The sequence below is a fragment of the Corynebacterium sp. P4-C1 genome (assembly GCF_030503595.1).
In the GTDB taxonomy this organism is placed as follows: Bacteria; Actinomycetota; Actinomycetes; order Mycobacteriales; family Mycobacteriaceae; genus Corynebacterium.
Window position 1 is genome coordinate 1,668,277 of the sequence record NZ_CP129966.1, and the last position, 22,507, is coordinate 1,690,783.

Annotated in this window: 19 protein-coding genes, 1 tRNA gene and 2 pseudogenes; 13 read left to right on the forward strand and 9 right to left on the reverse strand. The window is 64.8% G+C overall.

Going from position 1 to position 22,507, the window contains the following annotated elements; all coding sequences use genetic code 11:
• Positions 1-252 precede the first annotated feature (252 nt).
• Together QYR03_RS07905 and QYR03_RS07910 are read right to left on the reverse strand one after the other, a co-directional pair.
• Positions 253-1,476: pseudogene (locus QYR03_RS07905) on the reverse strand (glutaminase); the annotation flags it as partial.
• Positions 1,477-1,543: 67 nt separating this feature from the next.
• Positions 1,544-1,627: transfer RNA gene (locus tag QYR03_RS07910), tRNA-Leu, on the reverse strand.
• A gap of 160 nt (positions 1,628-1,787) precedes the next feature.
• On the opposite strand from QYR03_RS07910, the gene QYR03_RS07915 reads away from it, so the two are divergent.
• The 8 genes from QYR03_RS07915 to crgA all read left to right on the forward strand — a co-directional run bounded on the left by QYR03_RS07915 (position 1,788) and on the right by crgA (position 11,110).
• On the forward strand, positions 1,788-2,597 hold the full coding sequence (locus QYR03_RS07915) for a DUF3662 and FHA domain-containing protein (RefSeq protein WP_301712716.1): 810 nt from the start codon (positions 1,788-1,790) through the stop codon (positions 2,595-2,597).
• Between the two features lie 16 nt (positions 2,598-2,613).
• Positions 2,614-3,069, forward strand: a complete 456-nt coding sequence (locus QYR03_RS07920; RefSeq protein ID WP_301712715.1) for an FHA domain-containing protein — start codon at positions 2,614-2,616, stop codon at positions 3,067-3,069.
• Positions 3,066-4,409, forward strand: coding sequence for a PP2C family serine/threonine-protein phosphatase (locus tag QYR03_RS07925; protein WP_301712714.1), 1,344 nt, complete (start codon positions 3,066-3,068; stop codon positions 4,407-4,409). Before QYR03_RS07920 ends, QYR03_RS07925 begins: the two co-directional genes overlap by 4 nt.
• Positions 4,410-5,756: an FtsW/RodA/SpoVE family cell cycle protein gene (locus tag QYR03_RS07930; RefSeq protein ID WP_301712713.1), complete on the forward strand. Its 1,347-nt coding sequence runs from the start codon at positions 4,410-4,412 to the stop codon at positions 5,754-5,756.
• The gene (locus QYR03_RS07935) at positions 5,757-7,226 is read left to right on the forward strand and encodes a penicillin-binding transpeptidase domain-containing protein (RefSeq protein ID WP_301712712.1); all 1,470 of its coding nucleotides are present in this window, start codon (positions 5,757-5,759) and stop codon (positions 7,224-7,226) included. It abuts the gene before it with no gap.
• Positions 7,226-8,728 carry a serine/threonine-protein kinase gene (locus tag QYR03_RS07940; RefSeq protein WP_301712711.1) on the forward strand — a complete coding sequence of 501 codons (1,503 nt, stop codon included), beginning with the start codon at positions 7,226-7,228 and terminating at the stop codon, positions 8,726-8,728. The genes QYR03_RS07935 and QYR03_RS07940 overlap by 1 nt, the downstream gene beginning before the upstream one ends.
• A 21-nt stretch (positions 8,729-8,749) precedes the next feature.
• Entirely contained in the window at positions 8,750-10,684 is a 1,935-nt protein-coding gene (pknB, locus tag QYR03_RS07945) for a Stk1 family PASTA domain-containing Ser/Thr kinase (protein WP_301712710.1), read from the forward strand.
• Between the two features lie 147 nt (positions 10,685-10,831).
• Positions 10,832-11,110: a cell division protein CrgA gene (gene crgA, locus QYR03_RS07950; protein WP_259849216.1), complete on the forward strand. Its 279-nt coding sequence runs from the start codon at positions 10,832-10,834 to the stop codon at positions 11,108-11,110.
• Positions 11,111-11,577: 467 nt separating this feature from the next.
• Here crgA and QYR03_RS07955 read toward each other — a convergent pair whose 3' ends face one another.
• The 3 genes from QYR03_RS07955 to QYR03_RS07965 are packed head-to-tail and all read right to left on the reverse strand — an operon-like array spanning position 11,578 to position 14,192.
• Positions 11,578-12,972 (reverse strand): NAD-dependent succinate-semialdehyde dehydrogenase, encoded by a 1,395-nt coding sequence (locus tag QYR03_RS07955; RefSeq protein WP_301712709.1) that lies wholly within the window; start codon positions 12,970-12,972, stop codon positions 11,578-11,580.
• Between the two features lie 47 nt (positions 12,973-13,019).
• Entirely contained in the window at positions 13,020-13,667 is a 648-nt protein-coding gene (locus QYR03_RS07960; protein ID WP_301712708.1) for a rhomboid family intramembrane serine protease, read from the reverse strand.
• A complete protein-coding gene (locus QYR03_RS07965; RefSeq protein ID WP_301712707.1) occupies positions 13,668-14,192 on the reverse strand; it encodes a peptidylprolyl isomerase in 525 nt (174 codons plus the stop codon).
• 135 nt (positions 14,193-14,327) lie between these two features.
• Here QYR03_RS07965 and QYR03_RS07970 point away from each other — a divergent pair, with 135 nt between their 5' ends.
• The 3 genes and pseudogenes from QYR03_RS07970 to QYR03_RS07980 all read left to right on the forward strand — a co-directional run bounded on the left by QYR03_RS07970 (position 14,328) and on the right by QYR03_RS07980 (position 16,673).
• Positions 14,328-15,155 carry a MetQ/NlpA family ABC transporter substrate-binding protein gene (locus QYR03_RS07970; protein WP_301712706.1) on the forward strand — a complete coding sequence of 276 codons (828 nt, stop codon included), beginning with the start codon at positions 14,328-14,330 and terminating at the stop codon, positions 15,153-15,155.
• Between the two features lie 14 nt (positions 15,156-15,169).
• Positions 15,170-15,916, forward strand: a pseudogene (locus tag QYR03_RS07975) (methionine ABC transporter ATP-binding protein); the annotation flags it as partial.
• A gap of 70 nt (positions 15,917-15,986) precedes the next feature.
• On the forward strand, positions 15,987-16,673 hold the full coding sequence (locus QYR03_RS07980) for a methionine ABC transporter permease (protein WP_301712705.1): 687 nt from the start codon (positions 15,987-15,989) through the stop codon (positions 16,671-16,673).
• Between the two features lie 210 nt (positions 16,674-16,883).
• On the opposite strand, the gene metE is transcribed toward QYR03_RS07980, so the two are convergent.
• Positions 16,884-19,139, reverse strand: a complete 2,256-nt coding sequence (metE, locus tag QYR03_RS07985) for a 5-methyltetrahydropteroyltriglutamate--homocysteine S-methyltransferase (protein ID WP_301712704.1) — start codon at positions 19,137-19,139, stop codon at positions 16,884-16,886.
• Between the two features lie 17 nt (positions 19,140-19,156).
• On the reverse strand, positions 19,157-20,128 hold the full coding sequence (locus QYR03_RS07990; protein WP_301712703.1) for a methylenetetrahydrofolate reductase: 972 nt from the start codon (positions 20,126-20,128) through the stop codon (positions 19,157-19,159).
• 325 nt (positions 20,129-20,453) lie between these two features.
• On the opposite strand from QYR03_RS07990, the gene QYR03_RS07995 reads away from it, so the two are divergent.
• Positions 20,454-21,152 (forward strand): hypothetical protein, encoded by a 699-nt coding sequence (locus QYR03_RS07995; protein ID WP_301712702.1) that lies wholly within the window; start codon positions 20,454-20,456, stop codon positions 21,150-21,152.
• On the opposite strand, the gene QYR03_RS08000 is transcribed toward QYR03_RS07995, so the two are convergent.
• Together QYR03_RS08000 and QYR03_RS08005 are read right to left on the reverse strand one after the other, a co-directional pair.
• Positions 21,149-21,283, reverse strand: coding sequence for a hypothetical protein (locus tag QYR03_RS08000; RefSeq protein WP_301712701.1), 135 nt, complete (start codon positions 21,281-21,283; stop codon positions 21,149-21,151). The genes QYR03_RS07995 and QYR03_RS08000 overlap by 4 nt on opposite strands.
• Positions 21,280-21,708 (reverse strand): TetR/AcrR family transcriptional regulator, encoded by a 429-nt coding sequence (locus QYR03_RS08005; protein WP_301712700.1) that lies wholly within the window; start codon positions 21,706-21,708, stop codon positions 21,280-21,282. The genes QYR03_RS08000 and QYR03_RS08005 overlap by 4 nt, the downstream gene beginning before the upstream one ends.
• A gap of 90 nt (positions 21,709-21,798) precedes the next feature.
• On the opposite strand from QYR03_RS08005, the gene QYR03_RS08010 reads away from it, so the two are divergent.
• Positions 21,799-22,500: a YhgE/Pip family protein gene (locus QYR03_RS08010; protein WP_301712699.1), complete on the forward strand. Its 702-nt coding sequence runs from the start codon at positions 21,799-21,801 to the stop codon at positions 22,498-22,500.
• Positions 22,501-22,507: the final 7 nt, after the last annotated feature.

Sequence of the window (22,507 nt, forward strand, 5' to 3'; positions counted from 1 at the left end):
GCGCAGACCGCGGTGCGTGAGGTTGACGCGGGTGCTGCCGTCCTCATCTTCGTCGATATCGAAGATGTAGTCGTCCCCGGTCGGTTCGTCGTGCACGACGACGCGCTGGCCGTCGTCGCTCCTGTCGACGGTGAGCTCGCCGGGCGTGTCCTCTTCCCACCACTCCTGGGGTTTGCACACGACGCTGTAGGCATCCTTCCGGGAGGCTGTGACTGTGAAGGAGTCGGTGAAGTCCTGGATGGACTCGACGTGGGTGCCGTCGGAGAACTCGTAGTCCGGCATGGCGGATTCGGGGTCGTAGACGGCGACATCGAAACCGTCTTCGCGGAATTGGCGCAGTCCTTCCTTGATCAGGCGGCGGCCGGCTAAATTGAACGAGGTCACGTGGGAGAAGTCGAGGACGAGCTCGTCGCCGACAAGTTCGCGCTCAACGAGCTCATGAAGGATCTGCTCGGCGGCGGTGAAGTTGATCATGCCCTGCAGGCGCACGACGTTGGTCTCGCCCTCGCGGCGCACCGACCGGATGCCCGGCGCGGAGTAGTAGTGGGAGCCCATCATGTGGAGGCCGAGGCTCTTGGACAGGCGGCGGAAGATCTCCACGCCGCGCACGGAATTGCCTTTCTCATTCAGGCGCGGGGACAGCGACGCGGCGCCGAGCTGGCCGGGCAAGGTCCCGATCAGCCCGCCGGCCACGCCGGACTTGGCGGGGATGCCGACGGTGCTCATCCACTTGCCGGAGCCGTCGTACATGCCGGCCGACGCCATGACGGACTGGGTGAGGCGGCAGGCCTGCGAGCTGAGCACGCGCTCCCCCGTGACGGGCTGCACGCCGCCGTTGGCTAGGGTGGCGGCCATGACGGCCAGGTCCTTGACGGTGACCAGGATGGAGCACTGCCGGATGTAGCTGGTCACAGCGTCGTCGACATCGTCCTCGATAATCCCGTACACCCGCAGCATGTGGGCCAGGGCCATGTTGCGGTCGGCGGTTTCGAGCTCGGCGTCGATGATGTCTTCGTCAAAACGCAGTTGGCGCCCCGCAAGACGGGAGAACACGTCCAGGACCATGGAGCAACGCTTTTCGACGGTCGCATCCGTCCCCGCCACCAGCTGGTTCACGGCGATGGCCCCAGCGTTGATCATGGGGTTGGTGGGGCGTTTCGTGTCGTCGTCGAGCGAAAGTTCGTTGAATGCTTCGCCGGACGGCTCCATGCCCACCACGCTGTGGACATTTTCCACCCCGCCCTGGTCCAGCGCGATCGCGTAGACGAACGGCTTGGAGATGGACTGGATGGAGAATTCGTAATCGTCATCCCCCACGGAGTAGAGGTTGCCGCTGCGGGTGCACAACGCGAGCGCGAGCTTGTCGGGGTCGGCGTTGCGCAGCGTCTCGATGTAGTCGGCGTTCTCACCATCGGTGATGTCGCGGACCTCGTCGAGGATGGTGTTCAAATATCCGGGGATCGGGGTGTTCGGCATGCGCGCTAGTGTAAAGCGAAAGGCCCGCCGATAAGAGCATTTTGCTTATCGACGGGCCGTGCGTTCGTGCCCGGGGGGGGACTTGAACCCCCACGTTCTTGCGAACACTGGCACCTGAAGCCAGCGCGTCTGCCAATTCCGCCACCCGGGCGGGCGACTAAGTAAACATAGCACGCGCACTCCAACAAACTCCAAATTGACTGGCTGAGGGCAATTTTCGGCTTCGCAGCTATGTTGTTGGAACCTGGAACCCTATACTATCTGTCGAAACATTACTGCTGGGAGTGCACGCTGAGAGGAGGTGTGGGCGGATGGGACTGATGGACCGTTTGGCCAAAGTGGACAGTTCGCTGCAGCGCGGACTGGACAACGGATTCGCCGCTGTCTTCGGCGGGCGCGTTGTGCCGGCGGAGCTGGAGGAGCTGCTGAAGCAGGAAACCCAGGACGGGCTGTTCACCAACGAATACGACGAGTTGATCACACCGAACGTGTTCGCGATCGGAGTGTCCAGCAAGGATTTGGAGAACCTCTCGCAGGACCCGGATCTGCCCACCGACCTCGCCGGCCAGCTCACCCGCTTCATCCGCAACCAGAACATCGGCCTGTACGGGCCTGTCGTCGTGCGAGTCGCGGAGGAATCCGGTCTGCGCACCGGGCAACTCCGCGTGTCGTCGTATGTCGATGAGGAACCGGACGTCGAAAGCGGCTTCGACGCGATTTTGTCGGACCGCTCACCCCACTCCCAGGAGGCACCAGTGACCCAGACCCAGACCCAGCCCCACGACGCTGCCAGCGCCGCTGTGAGCCTGCTCCTGCTGGACGGCACCTCGCGCACCTACCCGGTGCACGAGGGCTCCAACATCCTGGGCCGCTCCAACGACTGCGATTTCCGCCTGCCGGACACGGGCGTGTCCCGCCAGCACGCGGAGATCATCTGGGACGGCACGGCCGCGTTCCTGGTGGACCTGCAGTCCACCAACGGCACCACGGTCAACGACCAGCCGGTGGAGAACTGGGAGCTCGCGGACGGCGACGTGATCACCGTCGGCCACTCGAATATCGAGGTCCGGATCGCGGGCACGCGCCCTTATCCGGGCCCAGACGGCACGGCCGGACAGTAAGGTGGCTATCTAACTCATGGATTCTGCATTGATGCTCGGGGCCCGCTTCGGCCTCCTTATTCTTCTGTGGCTGTTCATCTTCGTGGTGCTGGCTGTCCAGCGCCGCGATATCAAGACGGCCGAGGTGGCGCAGCGCCGCACGTCCGGCGCGCCAGCTCCCGCTTCCGCACGCCGCGAAAAGGCGCACGAGGTGGTCGTGGTTGAAGGCCCCCTGCGGGGCTCCCACATGAATATCTCCACGGTGGAGGACCTCACTTTGGGGCGCGCCGACGACAACGACTTCGTGCTCGGCGATGATTTCGCGTCTTCGCGCCACGCCCGCCTATTCCGCCGCGGATCGGACTGGTTCGTGGAAGACTTGGATTCCCGCAACGGCACTTTCGTCGGCGGCATCCGCATCGACCAACCTGAGCGCGTCCAGGTGGGTACCGACATCAAAATGGGGCGCACGATTGTGAGGTTGATGCCATGACGAACCTGAAGCTCAACTTCCACGCCGCCTCCGACCGCGGGCTGGTGCGCGGCAACAACGAGGATTCGGCGTACGCGGGTCCGCACCTGCTGTTGCTCGCCGACGGCATGGGCGGCCACGCGGCCGGCGAGGTCGCCTCCCAGCTCATGGTCGAGCACATGGAGCACCTCGACCGCGATCCGCAGGACGCGGACATCCTGGCGTTGCTCGGCGGTGCGGCGGACGATGCGAACGCGGCCATTTCGGGCTCCATCAAGGAGCACCCGGAGCAGGACGGGATGGGCACCACTCTCACCGCGCTGATGTTCAACGGGGAGAACATGGGTCTCATCCACGTCGGCGATTCACGCGGCTACCGCCTGCGCGACGGCGAGCTCACCCAGATCACCGAAGACGACACCTTTGTCCAGTCCCTGGTGAACGAAGGCAAGCTGAAGCAGGAGGATGTCTCCTCCCACCCGCAGAAATCACTGATCCTGAAGGCGTACACCGGCCGCCCGGTGGAGCCGCACCTCGAACTTCTGCCTGTCAGGGCCGGCGACCGCTTCATGCTGTGCTCCGACGGCTTGTCGGACCCAGTCACGCACTCCACGATGGAGACCACCCTGGCGGAAGGCACCCCGAAGCAGGCGGCGGCCCGGCTCATCGAGCTGGCCCTGCGCTCCGGCGGCCCGGATAACGTCACAGTGGTTGTCGCCGACGTCGTCGACACCGACGATGCCAACAGCCCGGAGCTGCCCACCGCGGCGGCGATGGCTGGCGCCCTCGTCACCGGCGAAGAACCGACCCACCCGGACACCGCCGCGGGCCGTGCCGCGAAGCTGATGGGGGCGCAACGGGGGGACAAGGGGACGTCGACAAGCAAAAAAGAGGAACCCGCCTCCGACGACGAGGAGGATCACCAACGCGGCAGCCGCACTTTGTGGCCGTGGGTGATCGGCGTGCTCGCCGTCGCGCTGCTCGGGCTCGGCGGACTGTGGTGGTTCGACAGCGCGCGCAACGACACGTACTTCGTGGCCACTAACGACCGCGATGAATTCGTCATCGAACAGGGCCTGAAGTCCTCCGTTTTCGGCCGTGAAATGCACAAACCCGTACAGAACGTCTGCATCAACGACGACAACCAGATCCGGCTCGTGGACACGAACAGCGTTCCCGGGGACTGCCACCTGTTCGCGCTGTCGGACCTCTCCGAATCGACCCAGGGCCGCGTGCATAACCTCGGCACTGGGTCGTACGCGGAAGTCACGGATCAACTCAACCGGCTTGCCGACGAAGCCCTCCCCGCCTGCGTCGACGACTCCAATGCCGGCGACGGCACCTGCCGGGAGGTGAAGTAAATGCGACGGCTGTTCTCCCGCGGACTGGAACTCTTCCTTCTCGTGCTGTCGGCAGCCCTGCTGCTGCTCATGCTCGTCGGTCTGGAATTGTCGCAGGGCAACGCCCTGACAGTCGACATGCTGTGGCTCGTAGGCGGCTTCATCGGCGTTTACGCCATCGCCCACGTGGCCATGTGCTACGCCGCGCCGTACGCCGACCAAGTGATGCTGCCGCTGGCTGCGACACTGAACGCAATCGGCCTGGTGGTGATTTACCGCCTCGACCTGGAGACGGACTTCGGACTGTCACCCCGCCAGATGATGTGGTCTCTTGTGGGCATCCTGTTCCTCGTGGCCACGCTGCTCGTCGTGCGCGACCACCGCGAGCTCACCCGCTTCTCCTACCTGCTGGGACTGCTGGGCATCATCCTGCTCGCGCTGCCGCTCGTGTGGCCGCAGCCGCCCGACGCTGAGGCCCGCATCTGGATCTGGCTCGGCCCGTTTTCAATCCAGCCCGGCGAATTCTCGAAGATTCTCCTGCTGCTCTTCTTCGCGCAGCTGCTGGCGCAGAAGCGCTCCCTGTTCACTGTCGCCGGCTACCGGTTCCTGGGCATGACCTTCCCGCGTCTGCGCGACCTCGCGCCGATCCTGATGGTGTGGGCCATCGCGATCGTCATCATGGGCATCTCCAACGACTTCGGCCCGGCGCTGCTGCTCTTCGCCACGGTGCTGGGAATGGTCTACTTCGCCACGGGCCGCACCAGCTGGCTGGTCATCGGGCTCGGCCTCGTCGCCGTGGGCGGCCTGGCCGTGTACAAGGTCTCCGCGAAGATCCAGGACCGCGTGGCCAATTTCCTCGACCCACTGTCCAACTACGACACCACCGGCTACCAGCCCTCCCAGGCCCTGTTCGGCCTGAGCTGGGGCGGCGTGACCGGCACCGGCCTCGGCTTCGGGCACCCGCAGATGGTGCCGGTGGCGCACGCCGACTATATTCTCGCCGCCATCGGCGAGGAGCTGGGCCTCGTGGGCCTGGCAGCGGTGCTCATCATCTTCGCCATCCTCATCACCCGTGGTTTCCGCACCGCCCTCGCGGTGCGCGACACCTACGGCAAGCTGGTCGCTTCTGGCCTGGCGCTCACCATCGCGGTGCAGATCTTCGTCGTCGCCGGCGGCGTGTCCGCCATGCTGCCCATGACGGGTTTGACCACGCCGTTCATGTCGGCTGGAGGTTCCGCCATCATGGCCAACTACATTCTTCTGGGGTTGCTGCTGCGCATCTCCAACAACGCCAACCGCCCCGTCGAGGACACCGGCGCGGCATCGGACGCCGATGCTGGTGCACCGGGACTTGTGGGGGTGCGGTAAATGAATACGTCGATACGCTGGGGAGCTTTCGGTTCCATCCTGCTGACGGTGCTGCTGCTCGCGAACTTCACGTGGGTGCAGGCCTTCCACGAGGAGGAGTACGCGCGCAACCCGCTGAACAACCGCAACTTCATCGAGGCGAAGAAGGTCGAGCGTGGCCAGATCAGCGCCGGCGGCCAGATCCTCGCCGAGTCCTCCCCGGCGGGCGACGGGTTCTTCACACGCAGCTACCCGAACATGCCGTACTCTTTCGCCCCTGTCGTGGGCTACCTCTCGGACCGCTACGGCGCCGCCGGCGTGGAGTCGGGCTTCAACGCCGATCTGAACGGCGAGTCCAGCGCCAAGGGCAACCGTTTCCTCCGCACGTCGCTGGAGGGCCGCGTGGGTGATTCCGTTGAGCTGACCCTCGACCCGAAGACGCAGGCAACAGCGTACGACCAGCTGGAGAGCCGCGGATACAGCGGCGCGGTGGTGGCGCTGCGGCCGTCGACAGGCGAGGTGCTCGCGATGGCGTCGAACCCGTCCTACGACCCGAACGAGGTCGTGAACGACGACACCGCCGAGGCGACCTGGGAGAAACTCAACGAGGCCTCCGGCCAGCCGCTGCTCAACCACGCGACGCAGGAGCAGCTGCCGCCCGGCTCGATTTTCAAGATCATCACCACCGCCGCGGGCCTGAAGAACGGCTACACGCCCGATTCCCCGCTGACGGGCGACGCCGCAATCACGCTGCCGGGCACAGAGGTGCAGCTGACCAACTACGGCGGCCGCGCCTGCGCCGGCGGAGGCACCACCACCCTGCGCACCGCGTTCATGCTCTCGTGCAACACCGCCTTCGTGCAGATGGCCACCGAGCTTGGCGACGCCCCGTTGCGCGATACCGCCAACGCCTTCGGCGTCGGCCAGAACTACGACCTCGGTCTACCCAACGCCGCTGGCTCCCTCGGCGGACTGGAAGACCTCGCCGCCGTGGGCATGTCCGCCATCGGCCAGCGCGACGTCACCATGACCGCGCTGCAGGCCGCAGTCATGGCCGCGACCGTTGCCAACGAAGGCCGCCGCATGGATCCACACGTGGTTTCCCGCGTGGTCAGCCCCGAGATGAAGACCGTCCGCCAGATCCGCCCACGCCAGGCCGCCGAGGCCCTGACCAAGGAGGAGGCGGAGACCATCACCGACCTCATGTACGCCTCCGAGCGCAACACCTACGGCTACAACGGCAACGGGTTCGCATCCAAGACCGGCACCGCCGAGCACGGTGAAGGACTTCCGCCGCACACTTGGTACGTCGCTTTCGACCCGGACAAGGACGTCGCTGTGGCCGTTGTGGTCAAAGACGGCGGCGGATTGGGCGAGAGCGCCACGGGCGGCCAGGTCGCAGCACCGGTGGGCCGCACCATCCTGAACACCGCCCCGGCACCGAAGCAGGACGACAAGCAAGACAAGAAACCCGCAGGAGGCGCTGAGTAATGCACACCGACAACCGCGCTGAACTCCAGGAGCTCATCGGTTCCGATTACCAGCTCCAGTGGATCATCGGGCACGGCGGCATGTCCACCGTGTGGCTTGCCGACGACCCCGCCAACGACCGCGAAGTAGCCGTCAAGGTGCTTCGCCCCGAATTTGCCGGCACCGAGGAATTCCTCACCCGCTTCCGCAACGAAGCGCACGCCGCCCAGGGCATCAACTCGGCGAATGTCGTGGCTACCTACGACTACCGGGAAATCCCCACCCGCGAAGGCTTCAATGTCTGCTTCATCGTCATGGAGTATGTTCGCGGCGAATCCCTGGCCGATCTGATCGCGCGCGAAGGCAAGCTGGAGGAGTCCGTCGCCCTCGACGTTCTCGAGCAGGCCGCCCACGGTCTGGCTGTCATTCACCAGCTGGGTCTCGTGCACCGCGACATCAAGCCGGGAAACCTCATGATCACCCAGAACGGCAAGGTGAAAATTACGGACTTCGGCATCGCTAAGGCTGCCGCTGCCGTGCCCCTGACCCGGACTGGCATGGTGGTGGGCACCGCCCAGTACGTCTCCCCGGAGCAGGCGCAGGGCCTCGAGGTGACCTCGGCGTCCGACGTGTACTCCCTGGCTGTCGTCGGCTACGAACTGCTCACCGGGCAGCGCCCGTTCACCGGCGACTCGTCGGTGTCCGTCGCGCTGGCCCACGTGTCCAACGAGGTCCCGCCGATGTCGACGTCGATCTCCGCGCCGACGCGGGAGCTGATCGGCATTGCCCTGCGTAAGGATCCGAACACGCGGTTCGCGGACGGCACCGAATTCCAGCACGCGATCGCGGACGCCCGCGCAGGTAACCGCCCCATCACCACGACGACGAAGAAGGTCGCGGTGGAACCCTCCCCGCAGGAATCCACCGCCCAGCTCGCTGCCGTGACAGAGGCGACCACCATGCACCCGGAGGCGCCGCTCGTGGATTCACCCCCCGCGCCGCGGCCCCGCCCGCAGCAGCCGGCCCCGCGGCAGAACCGGCAGGCGCAGCAGTCCGAGCAGACCCAGAAGACCAAGAAGGGCGGAGGCTTCGCCACCGGCGTGCTCGTTGCCCTCCTGGTTGTTCTCGCCGGCGTCGCCGCTGTGTGGGCCTACACAAGCGGGCTTTTCGACGGCATCACCGGCAACGACTCCACCTCCAGCACCACCGCTGCCACCACGTCGTCGGCACCGGAAACCAAGTCCGAGCCCCCGACGGAAACCGTCACGGAAACTGAGACAGCGAAACAGTCCTCGAAGACTCACGAGCGTCCGACCCAGGCCCCGCCGTCGACGCTGTACAATTCGCCGGAAACCGAGCGCCCGTCGGAGCGGGAGCCGAAACCGTCGCAGCAGCAGCCGACCCGTCAGCCGCAGCAGCCGAGCGCCCAGCCGTCGAACAAGCCGTCGGCGACACAATCCCAGCCGACGGCGAACGACAACCCGATTCCGGACCTGGATATCCCAGGACTGCCCAACCCATAACCCCATAAGGACTTTCGACACATGACTCTCATCGGCGACCGTTACCAGCTCGGTAATTCCATCGGCACCGGCGGCATGTCCGACGTCTACGTGGCTACGGACACGCTTCTTGGCCGCGAAGTGGCAGTCAAGATGCTCAAGATCGACATGGCGCGGGATGAGAATTTCCGTGAGCGGTTCCGCAAGGAGGCGCAGAATTCCGCGCGCCTGAACCACCCGAATATCGTGGCGGTGTACGACACGGGCGAGACGGTCGTGGGGGGTATTTCCATCCCGTACATCGTGATGGAGCACGTCAAAGGCCGGAATTTGCGCGACATTGTGCGCGCGGAAGGACCGCTGCGCCCGGAAGAGGCGGCGGCGCTGCTCTACCCGGTGACGCTCGCGCTGCAGGCCAGCCATGATTCCGGGATTATCCACCGCGATGTGAAACCCGCGAACATCATGGTCACCAGCACCGGCGAGGTGAAGGTGATGGACTTCGGCATCGCCCGCGCGCTGGACGATTCGACGGCGGCGATGACGCAGACTTCCGCTGTAATCGGCACGGCCCAGTACTTGTCGCCGGAACAGGCCCGCGGCAAGAGCGCGGATAACCGCAGCGACATTTACGCGCTGGGCTGCGTGATGTACGAGGCGGTCACCGGCACCCCGCCCTTCGAGGGCGAGACGCCTTTCGCGGTGGCGTACCAGCACGTGCAGGAGGATCCGGAGGCGCCGAGTCTGCGTATCCCGGACCTGACGGACGCGGAGGCGGTCAACGTCGACGCGGTCATTCTCACCGCAATGGCGAAGCACCCGGCGGACCGCTACCAGACGGCGTCGGAGATGGCCGACGACTTGCAGCGCCTCGAGCGCGGTGCGGTGACGGAGGCTGCGCGCAACCATCTCTCCGAGTCGGAACTGGAGGACGACTTCGCGGCTGGTCCTGCTGAGCAGAGCCGTTATGAGCAGCACCGCCAGGAAACCCAGAAGGACAAGAACAACACGGGCATGAAGGTCCTCGCCATTTTGATGGCGGCGGTGATGCTGCTCGGCGGCGGCGCGTTCGCGTTCAACAAGGTCCGCAACGACCGTGAGCAGGAGGCCGCGAAAGACATGGTCTTCGTGCCGAAGGTCGTGGGCAAGAAGCGCGAAGAGGCCGTCCAGGAGCTGGAGAAGCTCGGTCTGCAGGTCACGGTGAACGAGGCGCCGCATCCGGAGGTTCCGCGCGGCCAGGTGCTCAGCACGAACCCGACGGAGGGGTCGCAGCTCCAAAAGGGAACGAATATCACCGTGACGGTTTCTTCGGGCCGCGAAGTCACGGATGTGCCGGATGTCAGCGATATGAGCCCGCAGGACGCGGCGGCCGAGCTCGAGAAGGCCGGCCTCAAGCTTGACGACGACATCAAGCGCGAGCACTCCGACACCGTCCCCGAGGGCGTGATCATGTCTCAGCAGCCCGCCGCCGGCTCCCAGTTGTCGAAGGGTTCGAAGGTGAGCGTGACTGTCTCCGACGGCCGCGAGAAGATTCAGGTTCCGTCCCTGACGGGCATGAATGTGGGTCAGGCCGAATCTGTCCTCACCTCCCTGGGCCTGAAGGCGACCCGGGTCGAGGTGGATTCCTTGAAGCCGAAGGACGAGGTTCTCGCTGTCGCCGGCCAGGGCGAGGAGGTGGACCGCGGCACCACCATCGAGCTGCGTGTCTCCAACGGCATGCTGATGAAGATGCCGAAGCTGGTCCGCCAGTCCCCGAGCCAGGCTGAGTCCACACTGCGTAGCCAGGGCTGGACCGGCAAGCTCAAGACCGGCAGCCCGGTGGACACCCCGGACATCAACGACCACGGCCTCATCGCCGGCCACCGCCCGGCAGAGGGCGAGGAGATCCGCAAGGACGCGGACATCACTGTCGATATTTGGAAGAACCCCGTCCGGGAAGGCGTGGACAATCTGGATAGTCTGCTCCAGGGCCCGTAGGACCTGCGGTGCCTGTAGGAGCAACGGCTCCGTGCTGGTAAAGTCACCGCACAGAAGAAACCTGTAGAAACTGATACCGCTCCCCTGCACTGCCCGACGGGCCTTAACGGCCCTGAGTGGAGGAGCGCACGATGAAGGACGTGCAACATGCCTAAGGCAAAGGTCACTAAGGACACCGTCAGCACCCCGTCGACCACCACCTCCACCGGAGTCAACCGCACCCCGGTGAAGATCAACACCGGCGGCACCCCGCTGTGGTACAAGATCCTAATGTTCGGCTTCATGATCGTCGGCCTGTTGTGGCTCGTGGTCAACTATCTCGCCGGCCCGCAGATCCCGTTTATGAACGAGCTCGGCCCGTGGAACTACGCCATCGGCTTCAGCGGGCTCATCATCGGCCTGCTCATGACCATGGGCTGGCGCTAAGCCCCGACGAACACTAGCGAACCAGCGTGGACAACGTCCCCGCTGGTTTTTTCGTGCGTGCTGTGCCGCCACACACCGCCGCGCGCCACACACCGCCGCGCGCCACACGTGTGCGGCCGAGAGGACGAGATGGCCTGCGCAATGTGGAGCGTGTGGAAATCGCGGCGTGTTATTCACGGAGTTATCCACAGTTATCCCCAGGGTGAAACTCGCAGGTCAGTTCCCCACAGAATGTGAATAAAGCGCTGGCATCAATGTGGATACCGCTGGTCAACACTATGATTTCCGTTTATCCACACGGTGTGCAAAGTGGGACGGAAGTGACTTATTCACAGGTTCTTCCACACCCTGTGGATAACTTCGTTCCCGCGCAGTGTGAAACCAAACGCACACGTCCGCGCACACGAAAACCCCGTGCCGCCACCGCAATGAGGTGGGCGACCCGGGGTTGAACCTCGGGGAAACTTTTAGATCTTTGAGTCGGAGCCTGCGACGTAGTAACGCTGCTTGTTCACGAACTCATCCATGCCCAACGGGCCGAGCTCGCGGCCCAGACCAGATGCTTTCACGCCGCCGAACGGCAGCTCCGCACCGCGGGCCTGCGGGATGTTCACGTGGATCATGCCGGTGTCGATCTTGGCCGCCACCTTCTTCGCGCGCTCCTCATCCTCCGACATCACGGCGCCGCCGAGGCCGTAGCGGGAGTCGTTGGCCAGCTCGATCGCCTCCTCGTCGGAGGAGACCTTGTAGACCTCGGCCACCGGGCCGAAGAACTCCTCGTAGTAGGAATCGGAGCCGACCGGGATGTCGGTGATCACAGCCGGGGTGATGTAGGCACCCTTGCCGGTGACGTCACCGCCGATGCGCAGGTTTGCGCCTTCCTCGACCGCAAGCTTCAGCTGCTGGGCGAGCATTTCCGCGGCGTCGCGGGAGGACAGCGGGTAGTACTCGTTTCCCTCGCCTGGGTTCAGCGGGTCGCCTTCGCTATAGGAGGACGCGAGCCCGACCAGCGACTGCACGAACTCGTCGTAAATGTCTTCCATGACGATGATGCGCTTGTTCGCCGTGCACGCCTGGCCGACGTTGCCGACGCGCTTCTCCCACGCCGTCTTCGCCGCGGCCTTGACATCGGAAGAGTCCAGCACCACGTATGCGTCGGTGCCGCCGAGTTCGAGCACGCACTTCTTCAGCGCCTGCCCGGCCTGGGATGCGATCGCGCGGCCAGCGGCCTCAGAACCCGTCAGGGACACTCCCTGCACACGGTCGTCTTGGATCATCGTGGAGATCTGCGAGTGCTGGGCGTACACATTCGTGTACAACCCCTTTGGTGCCCCGGCTTGGTCGAAGATCTTCTCAATCGCCGCAGCGGATCGCGGGCAGATCTCCGCGTGCTTGACCATGACGACGTTGCCGGCCATGAGCGCCGGCGCCGCGAATCGGGCGACCTGGTAGTAGGGGAAGTTCCACGGCATGATGCCCACGATGATTCCGAGCGGGACCTTGCGCATGACAGAGGTCCCGCCCTGGTTGTTCGGGATCTCCTCGTCGGCGCCGAAGCGGGAACCGTTGTCGGCGTAGTAATTGAAGATCTCGACGACGTCGTCGATCTCCCCGTCGCCCTCGGTCACGGACTTGCCCATTTCCTCGGCGATGATGCGGGAGAGCTCGTCACGCTGCTCGTCGAAAAGCGATGCTACCTTGTGGAGCACCTCAGCCCGCTCCTCAAAGCTCTTCGCGCGCCACTGCTTGAAGGTGTCGTTCGCGGTGGTGAGTGCCTGCTCTAACTCATCGTCGGTAATGAAGTCGAAGCTTTCGACAAATTCGTTCGTTTTCGGATTCTGTACTCGGAACTTTTTCGCCATGTACGCCACGGTACGGACGCTGCGGGTGCCACGCTATAAATTTTTATTTATGCCCAGAGGGGAACGGTGGTCGCCGCGGCCGCAACCGCCACCGCCGACGCTGCCCCGCCCCACCGGGCGCGCATATCCTCCGAGGTCAGCGGGCCGGCCATGAGCGCACCGGCAAGTAGGCCGCCGAGGTGGCCCCACAGGCTCACGTTCGGCGTGATCAGTGTGAAGATCACGTTGCCGCCGACCAGGACGAGCGGCGCCCGCAGGTCGGCGTGCTTCCGAGCGGCAATGGCGACGATCAAGGCCATCAGGGCATACAACGCACCGGACGCCCCGGCGGTGGGCTGGTCGAAACCGAACCACAGCACCGCCGCCGACCCACCGAGAACGCCTGCCAGGTAGGCCAGCACGAACGGACCCGTGCCCACAGCACGTTCAACAGCGGCGCCCACGACAACGAGCATCAGCACATTCACCGTCAGGTGGGTGATGTCCAGGTGCATGAACCCGGAAGTCACCGCACGCAGCAACCCAAATCGCTCACTTTCGACGAAAGGACCCCACAAGACGGTGAAGGTGCCGAGGCGGGAGGACCAGATGACGTCGATAAGCGAATGCGCGTCGAGCGCCGCGACGAGGAACGCCCCCACGCACAGCGACGCGATGGTCACAGTGGCGGGGGCGCCGTAGAGGACGCGGTTCAATTAATCGGACACCGTGACGGACTTGATCACGACATCCTCGACCGGGCGGTCCATGCGGCCAGTTTGCACGTTCGCAATCTCGTCGACGACCTTCTTGGAGGCCTCGTCCGTGACCTCGCCGAAGATGGTGTGGCGGTTGTTCAGGTGCGGGGTCTGCGCAACGGTGATGAAGAACTGGGAGCCGTTGGTTGCCGGGCCGGCGTTAGCCATGGCCAGGAGGTACGGACGGTCGAACTGGAGCTCCGGGTGGAACTCGTCGGCGAACTGGAACCCCGGGCCACCGGTGCCGGTGCCGGTCGGGTCGCCGCCCTGGATCATGAAGCCCGGGATGATGCGGTGGAAGATCGCGCCATCGTAGAACGGGCCCTCGGTAGTGCCGGACGCGTTCTTCGTGGAGTACTCCTGGGTGCCCTTTGCCAGGCCGGTGATGACCTCGACGGTCTTCGGCGCGTGGTTGCCGAACAGGTCGACGGCGATGTCGCCGTGGTTGGTGTGGAAGGTGATGGTCTGAGTCTTCTGAGTCATGCGGTCCAGGATACGCGTCAACGCGGGCGTTCGTGCCAGCACCAAAGCAGACCCCTCTGTCTGCTTTAGGCATACCGTACGGTTTAGTATTAACATTCAGATACAGCACTAGTAGAAACGTGAAAGGACCCCAGAATGTTCAAGAAGATCGCGGCCGCCGTGGCAGCTGGCTCCCTCGTTCTTGGCCTCACCGCATGCGGATCCAGCGAGAGCACCGATGCGGGCGACGACAAGACCATTCGCGTCGCCACCTCCCCGGGCCCGTACTCTGAGCTCTTCCAGGACGGTGTTGCGCCCATTCTGGAAGAAGAGGGCTACAAGGTCGACGTCCAGAACTTCACCGACCTCACCCAGGCCGACACGGCTCTCGCGGAGGGCTCCGCCGACCTCAACGTCGAGCAGCACACCGCGTGGATGAACGTGTTCAACGAGGAGAAAGGTGCGAACCTCACCTCTATCACCGAAGTTCCGACGGTGCCGGCGGGCCTGTACTCGGAGAAACACAAGTCCCTGGACGAGGTCGCTGACGGCCAGACGGTCGGCATCCCGCTCGACGGCTCGAATAAGTCGCGCGCACTGCACGTGCTTGTCGACGCCGGCTGGATCACCCTCCGCGACGACGCCGACGAGGCGCTGCTCGCAGAGTCGGACATCGCCGAGAACCCGCACAACCTCGAGATCAAACCGATGGACTCCGCGAACCTGTCGCGCTCCCTCCCCGACCTCGACTGGGCCGTCATCCCGGGCTCGATGAGCTACTCCGCCAAGCTCGACCCGAACCTGCAGCTCTTCCAGGAAGAACTGCGCCCTGAGCTGATCCTCGTCGCGGTCACTACCGAGGACAAGAAGGACGCTCCGTGGGCGAAGGCTGTCGCTGAGGCGTATCGTTCTGACGAGTTTAAGGAGTACTTCAACTCCCAGAATGAGAACAACTACTGGTTCCTGCCCGACTCCCTGAAATAAACGAACTGGCTTCCATGACTGACGCTGTCGTATTCGACCATGTCGGCAAGGTGTTCCCGACGCGGGATAGTTCCTTCGCCGCCCTCGACGACATCAGCTTCACTGTCCCCGAAGGCAGTGTCACCGGTGTCGTGGGCACCTCGGGTGCCGGCAAATCCACGCTGATCCGGATGGTGAACGGTCTGGAGACCCCGAGCTCCGGCGCTGTCACCGTGCACGGGCAGCAGCCGGCTTCCTTGAGCACGTCCGAGCTGCGTGAGCTCCGCCGGAAAGTCGCCATGGTCTTCCAGAGCGTCAATCTCCTGGAAACGAAAACGGTCGCCGAGAACGTGGCCACGCCGTTGAAGCTGACCAAGACGCCGAAGAGTGAGATTGAACGCCGCACCGCTGAGGTGCTCGAGTTGGTCGGGCTCACCGTCCGCGCCCAGCACAAGCCGCGGCAGCTCTCCGGCGGACAGCGGCAGCGCGTGGGCATCGCCCGTGCGCTTGTCACGGAGCCCACGATGCTGCTTTGCGACGAGCCGACCTCCGCCCTCGACCCCATCACCACTTCCCAGATCCTCGATCTGCTCCGCAATATCAACGAAGAACTCGGCGTGACGATCTTGATCATCACCCACCAGATCGACGTGATTGCCCGCCTGGCCGACAATGTGGCGGTGCTCTCCGAGGGCCGTCTTGTGGAATCCGGCCCAGTGGCACACGTCTTCGCGGACCCGCAGCACGAATTGACCCAGAAATTCGTGGACACCGTAATCCCGCCCGAACTCGATGACACCGCGCGTGAGGCTCTCTCCCGCGCACTGGTGAAGAACAGCGAGGTGTAACAGCATGAACCAGCTCAACACGTGGTGGCGCGACACCACCGGCTCCCGCGTCACTCCGGAGATGTACCTCGACTCCTTCGGCGAGACCCTCTACATGGTGGGCATTTCCCTGTTCCTCGGCGCATTGTTGGGCATCCCGCTGGCGCTTGCTTTCGTGATCACCCGGCCGGGGGGCTTGAAGCCCAACAAGTTCATCTACGGCGTTCTCAATGTGGTCGTGAACATCATCCGTTCGCTGCCGTTCATCATCCTGCTAGTGGCGATCACGCCGTTCACCCGCGTCATTGCGGGGACCGCCATCGGCACCACCGCGGCGCTCGTCCCGCTGACCTTGTATATCGCCCCGTTCATCGCCCGCCTCATCGAGCAGTCCCTGCTGGAGGTCAACCCCGGCATCACCGAGGCTGCCGATTCCATGGGCGCCAGTCTCTTCCAGACCATCAGGTACTTCCTGCTGCCGGAGGCGAAGTCATCCATCATTCTCGCCGTCACCACGGCAACGATCGGCCTGATCTCCGCCACGGCGATGGCCGGCACGATCGGCGGCGGCGGCGTCGGCGACCTTGCGATCTCGTACGGCTACCAGCAGTTCGACTCGATCGCGATGCTCACGACGGTGGTGCTCCTCATCATCATCGTCCAGGCCATCCAGTCCATCGGCAACACCCTTGCCCGCCGAGCGCGGGCCTAACCAGCACTGCCGGACCCTACGCACACAAAAACCAGCTACTTGGATCCAGCTAGTTGCCCCTTTTAGGCGAATAGCTGGATCCAAGTAGCTGGATGTTTATCTCGGGACCAAGTTCTCGGGACCGAGCACTCACCTATCGACGAAACCCCCGGCAACCATCCACGTGGTTGCCGGGGGTGAGTCGTTTCGAGGGTGTGAGTCTTAGAAGCCTTAGAGGCCTTCGACGACCTCGTCGCGGGCGGCGACCATGTTGGTCAGGGCCGGCTCGACCTCGGCGTAGCCGCGGGTCTTCAGGCCGCAGTCCGGGTTGACCCAGAGACGGTCGGCCGGGACGTTGTCCAGGGCGGCCTTAATCAGTTCGACCATCTCCTCCTTCGACGGGACGCGCGGGGAGTGAATGTCGTAGACACCCGGGCCGATCTCGGCGTGGAAGGTCTCGTCGATGTCCTCGAGCAGCTCCATCTTGGAACGTGCGGCCTCGATGGAGGTGACGTCGGCATCCAGGCCGGCAACGGCATCGATGATCTGGCCGAACTCGGAGTAGCAGAGGTGGGTGTGGATCTGCGTGGTCGGCTGCGCCTCCAGAGCGACGAGGCGGAAGGCGCGGACGGCCCAGTCGAGGTAGGAGGGGCGGTCGTCGGCACGCAGCGGCAGGAGCTCGCGGAGGGCGGGCTCGTCGATCTGGATGACCTTGATTCCAGCCTTCTCCAGGTCGGCGACCTCGTCGGCGAGTGCGACACCGATCTGGTCGGCGGAGACGGACAGGGGCACGTCGTCACGCTTGAAGGACCAGGCCAGAATGGTGACCGGGCCGGTGAGCATGCCCTTGACCGGCTTCTCGGACAGGGACTGCGCGAAAGCGGACCACTCGGTGGTCATGGCCTCCGGGCGGGAGACGTCGCCGACGACGATCGGCGGACGGGTGCAGCGGGAGCCGTAGGACTGGACCCAGCCGTTCTCGGTGACGACGAAGCCGTCGAGAAGCTCGGCGAAGTACTGGACCATGTCGTTGCGCTCCGGCTCGCCGTGGACGAGCACGTCGAGGCCGAGGCGTTCCTGGAGCTCGATGACGTTCTTGATCTCGGTCTTGAGCGCCTCGTTGTACTGCTCGTCGGTCAGTTCACCGTTGCGGTGGTCGGCGCGGGCCTTGCGGATCTCGGTGGTCTGCGGGAACGAACCGATCGTGGTGGTCGGAAGCGTGGGCAGCCCGAGCTCCTTCTGGGCTTCCTGGCGTGCCGGGAATTCGGGCTGGCGCTGAACTGCGCCTTCCGGCAGCTTAGCCACACGGTCGGTGACTGCGGCGTTGTGGATGCGGGTGGACTCGGCGCGGGTGCGAACGGCGCGGTCGGAGCGGCCGAAGGCCTCCGGTGCGTTCTCCTCGCCGGCGACGAGCGCGGTGATTTCCTCGATCTTCTCGTCGGCGAAGCTCAGCCACGGTGCGACGTCGACCGGGATGTTCTTCTCCGCGTTGAGGGTGTGCGGCACGTGCTGCAGGGACGTGGAGGTGGACACGTGCGGTGCGTCGGCGGTGCCCAGCTTGCCCAGCACCTCTGCCTTTTCGCGCAGGTTGGCGGCCCAGACGTTGCGGCCGTCGATGAGGCCGGCCACCAGGGTGGTGTCGGTGCCTTCGAAGGCGGCAGCGACGCGTGCCGGGTAGTCGGCGTCGGCGTCGAGGGTCCACGGGGACAGGTCGACGTGGACAGCCTCCGGGGCAACCTTGGCCAGGGCGTTCAGGCCCTCGCGGGCGGAGCCGTACGGGGTGGTGACGTAGACGTTCGGGCGGTTCTCCGCGGCCAGGAGCTTGGACCATGCCTGCTCGGTGTACTTGGTCAGCTCGGTATCCGGGGTGGACAGATCGGCGACCAGGGCGGGCTCGGCGACCTGGACCCACTCGACGCCGGCGTCCTTGAGGGCGGCGAAGACGGCGGCGTAGGCATCGACGAGCTTGTCCAGCAGGGACCATTCCACCGGCTTGGACAGGGCGAGCAGGGTGACCGGGCCGACGAGTGCCGGGCGGACGGTGTGGCCAGCCTCGCGTGCCTCCTCGACGAGGCGGACGATGCGCTCCGGCGCCGGGGTGATGTCCTGGCCGGCCTCGACCTCGGGCACGAGGTAGTGGTAGTTGGTGTCGAACCACTTGGTCATCTCGAGCGGCACGCGGGTGTCGTTGCCGCGGGCGAGGGCGAACTCCTCGTCGAGGTCGGTGCCGCCGGCGATCAGGCCGACGGTCAGGCCGGTCTCCAGCACCTGGTCATAGTAGGCGACGTCCGCCGGGATGGCGTAATCCTCGGTGAGGCCGAGGTCGCGGAGGTGGTTGTAGGTGTCAATCCGCAGGGCACGGGTCGTGGTGCGGAAGGTGTCGGCGTCGATGCGTCCGGCCCAGTAGGACTCGAGGGCGCGCTTGAGTTCGCGGTTGGCGCCGATGCGGGGGTAGCCCTCGATCGTGGCCTTGGGGAAAGTGCTCACTTTATCTCCTTGTTGGTTCACTGTTTGGGTTCTATTCCGAGCCGCGACAGCAGGTCTTGCGTCACCGCCAGGTTGTTGTGGGTGTAGATGTGCAGGCCGCCCACGCCGGCGTCGAGAAGCGTGCCCGCGAGTTCCGCGGTGAGCTGCATGCCCACCTCGTATTCCTCGTCCGGGCTGCTGGCCGACGCAAGCTTGTCGACGACACGCTGCGGCACCTCGATCCCCGACAGCACGCCCATGCGCTGGGCCCGCTTCAGGCTCGTCATAGGCATGATGCCGGGGATCAGGGGGATGCGGACGCCCGCCATCCGAGACTGCTCTGCGAAGCGCAGGTAGTCCTCCGCCTCGAAGAACAACTGGGTGATGGCGAAGTCGGCGCCGAGCCGCTGCTTCGACAGCAGGACATCCAAGTCCAGGTCGGGTGTGGGCGACTCGGCGTGGCCCGACGGGTAGCACGCCACGGACAGGGCGAGTTTGCCGGCGGCGAGGTGGAAGGCGTTTTCCTCCTCGATCTCCTGGATGAGGGTGAGCAGCTCAGTGGCGTACTGCAGGTAGCCGTCGGGCAGGCTGGTCTCCCCTTCCGGAAGGTCGCCGCGCAGGGCCAAAAAGCCGCGAACGCCGGAGTCGATGAGTGTGCGGATCCAGTCCGCGAGCTCGTCGGCTGGGCCGGCGGTGCACGCCAAGTGCGCGATGGTGCGCAGGTTGGTGCACTCGTTCAGGCGCGAGATGAAGTCGGCGGTGCCTTCCAGCCAGCCGGATCGCCGCGAGCTGGTCACGGCCACGTAGTCGGGGTTGTAGGTGGCGAGGCCGGTGATCAGTTCCTTGAGCTTCGCTTCGTCCGCGTCGTGGCGGGGCGGGATGAGCTCGAAGCTCAGAGCGGTTCTCGGTTCGCGCCGTGCGGCGGTCAAGACACCGCTGTCGGGTGCTTCGTCGAGGTGGTCCAAGGGCGCAGACGCCGACAGCCTCGACGAAAAGTGTCCTTCAGTCAACGAAGGAGTCCTTTCGTCTCGTCGGTTCAGGTGTTCGTTGTGCCGGGCACGTGGTGTGTCCGGCTGGCTGGGCTCAGCACTTGGAAACTGGTTGGAATGTAACCCGGCCGCGTTTAAAGGTTCAATCACCTCTTTCGTTTTGAGCGCTCTTTGAGCAGTTCACGGCCGTTCCGCGCATGAATATAAAGCGCGAAAATTCGCCGAAAATGAACCGAGCTGTCCACTTTTGCGTGTGTAGTTCGAAAGTCCCGGACGGGGTCGGCCGACTTCACTACTGTGGAGAAGCACGAAGCGTTGCCCACACGACGAAAGGCCTGAAGATCCCATGAATCTCCGCAATATCCGCCTCGCCTCCAAGGTGGCGGGCACCTTGGTCAACCGGTACCGCGAGCTGAACAACGAGCAGCAGCGCGACGTGTACGAAGCTGTGCGCCTGATGGCCCGCGGCGACAACGGCGCGGACAACGACGGCACAGATAGCAACGGCACGGCTGACGACGGCTCTACCGGGGACACCGCAGAGGACACCTCCACCTTCAGCGCCGCCCGTCTGCAGGCCGGCGACATCACGCGCGCCGCCCACGCACGCCTCGACCGCCGCCGCGCGCAGTTCGAGGCGGAGCAGCTGGACAAGAAGGAGAAGAAAGAGCTGGAGAAGGCCCTGAAGAAGCAGGAGAAGGACGCCAAGAAGGGCAAGCGGAAGGGTATCGCCGTCGGCACCCTCATTCTGGCGCTGCTCGCGGCGATTGCGGGTGCGGTCTACTACTTCATCTTCGGCGGCGACTCCACGGCACCGGCTAAAAAGGCTCCGGTTAAGAAGGCTCCCGCCCCAAAGCAGGCGGCGAAGCCGACCGTGCTGCACACTCAGCCGCCGACAACGGGCTCGACCGGGACGGACCACGGCCCGTTGAGCGAAGAACCGGCGGAGCGCGACGAGGAGCTGCTGAGCTCCATCGATGAGCAGTTGTCCTCGCTGGACACGCTCGACGAGGACGAGAAGGGCGCTGACGCCGGCAACCGCTAGCTCTCCCGCCGCCAGGCGGTGAGCAGGCGGCCGAGCAGGCGGCGCTGCACCTCCGGGTCGTGCTGGACGAGCTTGCCGTCCAAGGGGCGTGTGACCACGAAGACCTCGGCGGCGAAGTCGAGGGGCTTCAAGTCCGCGGGAACGAGACCGGCCGGCGCTGCCCTATCCAGGACGTCCTGAAAGGCCACGATGGTCTCTTCGCGTTTCGCGGCCAGTTCGGCGTCGTCGTGCCAGTAGTCGAGGGTGATGGCGTTGACGAGGGGCCGACGCCGTAGTCGAGGAGGCCCCAGACGAGGTTGTCCCAGTGGGTGCGGGGGTCGCCGTCGAAAAGCGAGCGCGTTGTTTCGATCCTCTCCCCCAAGATTCCCAGCAACCGCAACCCGCAGGCGACATCGAGGTCGGTGCGGGTAGGAAAATTGCGGTAGAGAGTGGCAATGCCGACCTCGGCGCGGGCAGCCACCGCCTCGAGTGTCACAGCGGACTCGGGTGTCGTGCGCATTAAGTCGCATGCAGCGTCAATGATGCGCTCGCGCCGGAGTTTCGCATCTGCTCTCATGATTCCCGCCTTGACTAATGGCTTTTCAAGGGGGACCATACGCTAGGAATAAACGATAGTCTAACCTCCACTTAAACAAGGGGTACCCCAGTGGAAACTATCCTCAGCGTCCGCGACCTGGTTGTTCGCCGGGGAGACGCACCATTGAACTTCGATGTCACTGACGGACTCACGCTCCTCATCACCGAGCGCGAGTCCGGTGCGTCGACCCTTAACATGGCCCTCGCCGGCCGCTACCGCCCCAAGGGCGGCGAGATCGTTATGGACGGTAAGCCGACCTCCCCGCGCCAGCGCTTCAAGCGCGTGGTCATGGGCTCGTGGATCCCGGCCGTCCTGGTGGGCTTGGTGCAGGCCTTCAACCTGTGGGTCGTGCAGGACTTCGTGCTCAAGGTAGATCCGGTCCACCCGTTCCAGATGCTTTTGGCCCTGGGCTTCATCGCTGCGGTGTTCAACACGGCGATCCTGGCCATTTACGCCCTGTTCGGCCCGTCTGTCGGCCGCCTGATCACGATGGTTTTGATGTCCCTGCAGCTGGTGGCATCCAACGGCCTTTACCCACCGGAGGTGCAGCCGAAGTTCATCCAGTGGGTCCACTCCTGGGACCCGATGCGCTACTCCGTGGACCTGATGCGCCACACGCTGTTCGGCACCCTGCCGGGCGACAACCGCGTGCACATCGCCATGACGGTGCTGGGGTGCGTGGGCGTGGCAGCGTTCCTGCTGGCCATGCTCGGATTCTGGAAAGAGCGCGTGCTCATGGAGAAGGACATCCACCCGCAGCTGAACGTCTAGCTGGCCC

Excerpts from the sequence above, each read along its gene's own strand:
- QYR03_RS08005 (WP_301712700.1), bottom strand. The coding sequence starts at position 21,708 with ATGAGAGCAGATGCGAAACTCCGGCGCGAGCGCATCATTGACGCTGCA.
- QYR03_RS07940 (WP_301712711.1), top strand. The coding sequence starts at position 7,226 with ATGCACACCGACAACCGCGCTGAACTCCAGGAGCTCATCGGTTCCGAT.
- QYR03_RS07930 (WP_301712713.1), top strand. The coding sequence starts at position 4,410 with ATGCGACGGCTGTTCTCCCGCGGACTGGAACTCTTCCTTCTCGTGCTG.
- pknB (WP_301712710.1), top strand. The coding sequence starts at position 8,750 with ATGACTCTCATCGGCGACCGTTACCAGCTCGGTAATTCCATCGGCACC.
- QYR03_RS07955 (WP_301712709.1), bottom strand. The coding sequence starts at position 12,972 with ATGGCGAAAAAGTTCCGAGTACAGAATCCGAAAACGAACGAATTTGTC.
- QYR03_RS07970 (WP_301712706.1), top strand. The coding sequence starts at position 14,328 with ATGTTCAAGAAGATCGCGGCCGCCGTGGCAGCTGGCTCCCTCGTTCTT.
- QYR03_RS07920 (WP_301712715.1), top strand. The coding sequence starts at position 2,614 with ATGGATTCTGCATTGATGCTCGGGGCCCGCTTCGGCCTCCTTATTCTT.
- QYR03_RS07935 (WP_301712712.1), top strand. The coding sequence starts at position 5,757 with ATGAATACGTCGATACGCTGGGGAGCTTTCGGTTCCATCCTGCTGACG.
- QYR03_RS07925 (WP_301712714.1), top strand. The coding sequence starts at position 3,066 with ATGACGAACCTGAAGCTCAACTTCCACGCCGCCTCCGACCGCGGGCTG.
- QYR03_RS07980 (WP_301712705.1), top strand. The coding sequence starts at position 15,987 with ATGAACCAGCTCAACACGTGGTGGCGCGACACCACCGGCTCCCGCGTC.
- QYR03_RS07915 (WP_301712716.1), top strand. The coding sequence starts at position 1,788 with ATGGGACTGATGGACCGTTTGGCCAAAGTGGACAGTTCGCTGCAGCGC.
- QYR03_RS07965 (WP_301712707.1), bottom strand. The coding sequence starts at position 14,192 with ATGACTCAGAAGACTCAGACCATCACCTTCCACACCAACCACGGCGAC.
- QYR03_RS07995 (WP_301712702.1), top strand. The coding sequence starts at position 20,454 with ATGAATCTCCGCAATATCCGCCTCGCCTCCAAGGTGGCGGGCACCTTG.
- crgA (WP_259849216.1), top strand. The coding sequence starts at position 10,832 with ATGCCTAAGGCAAAGGTCACTAAGGACACCGTCAGCACCCCGTCGACC.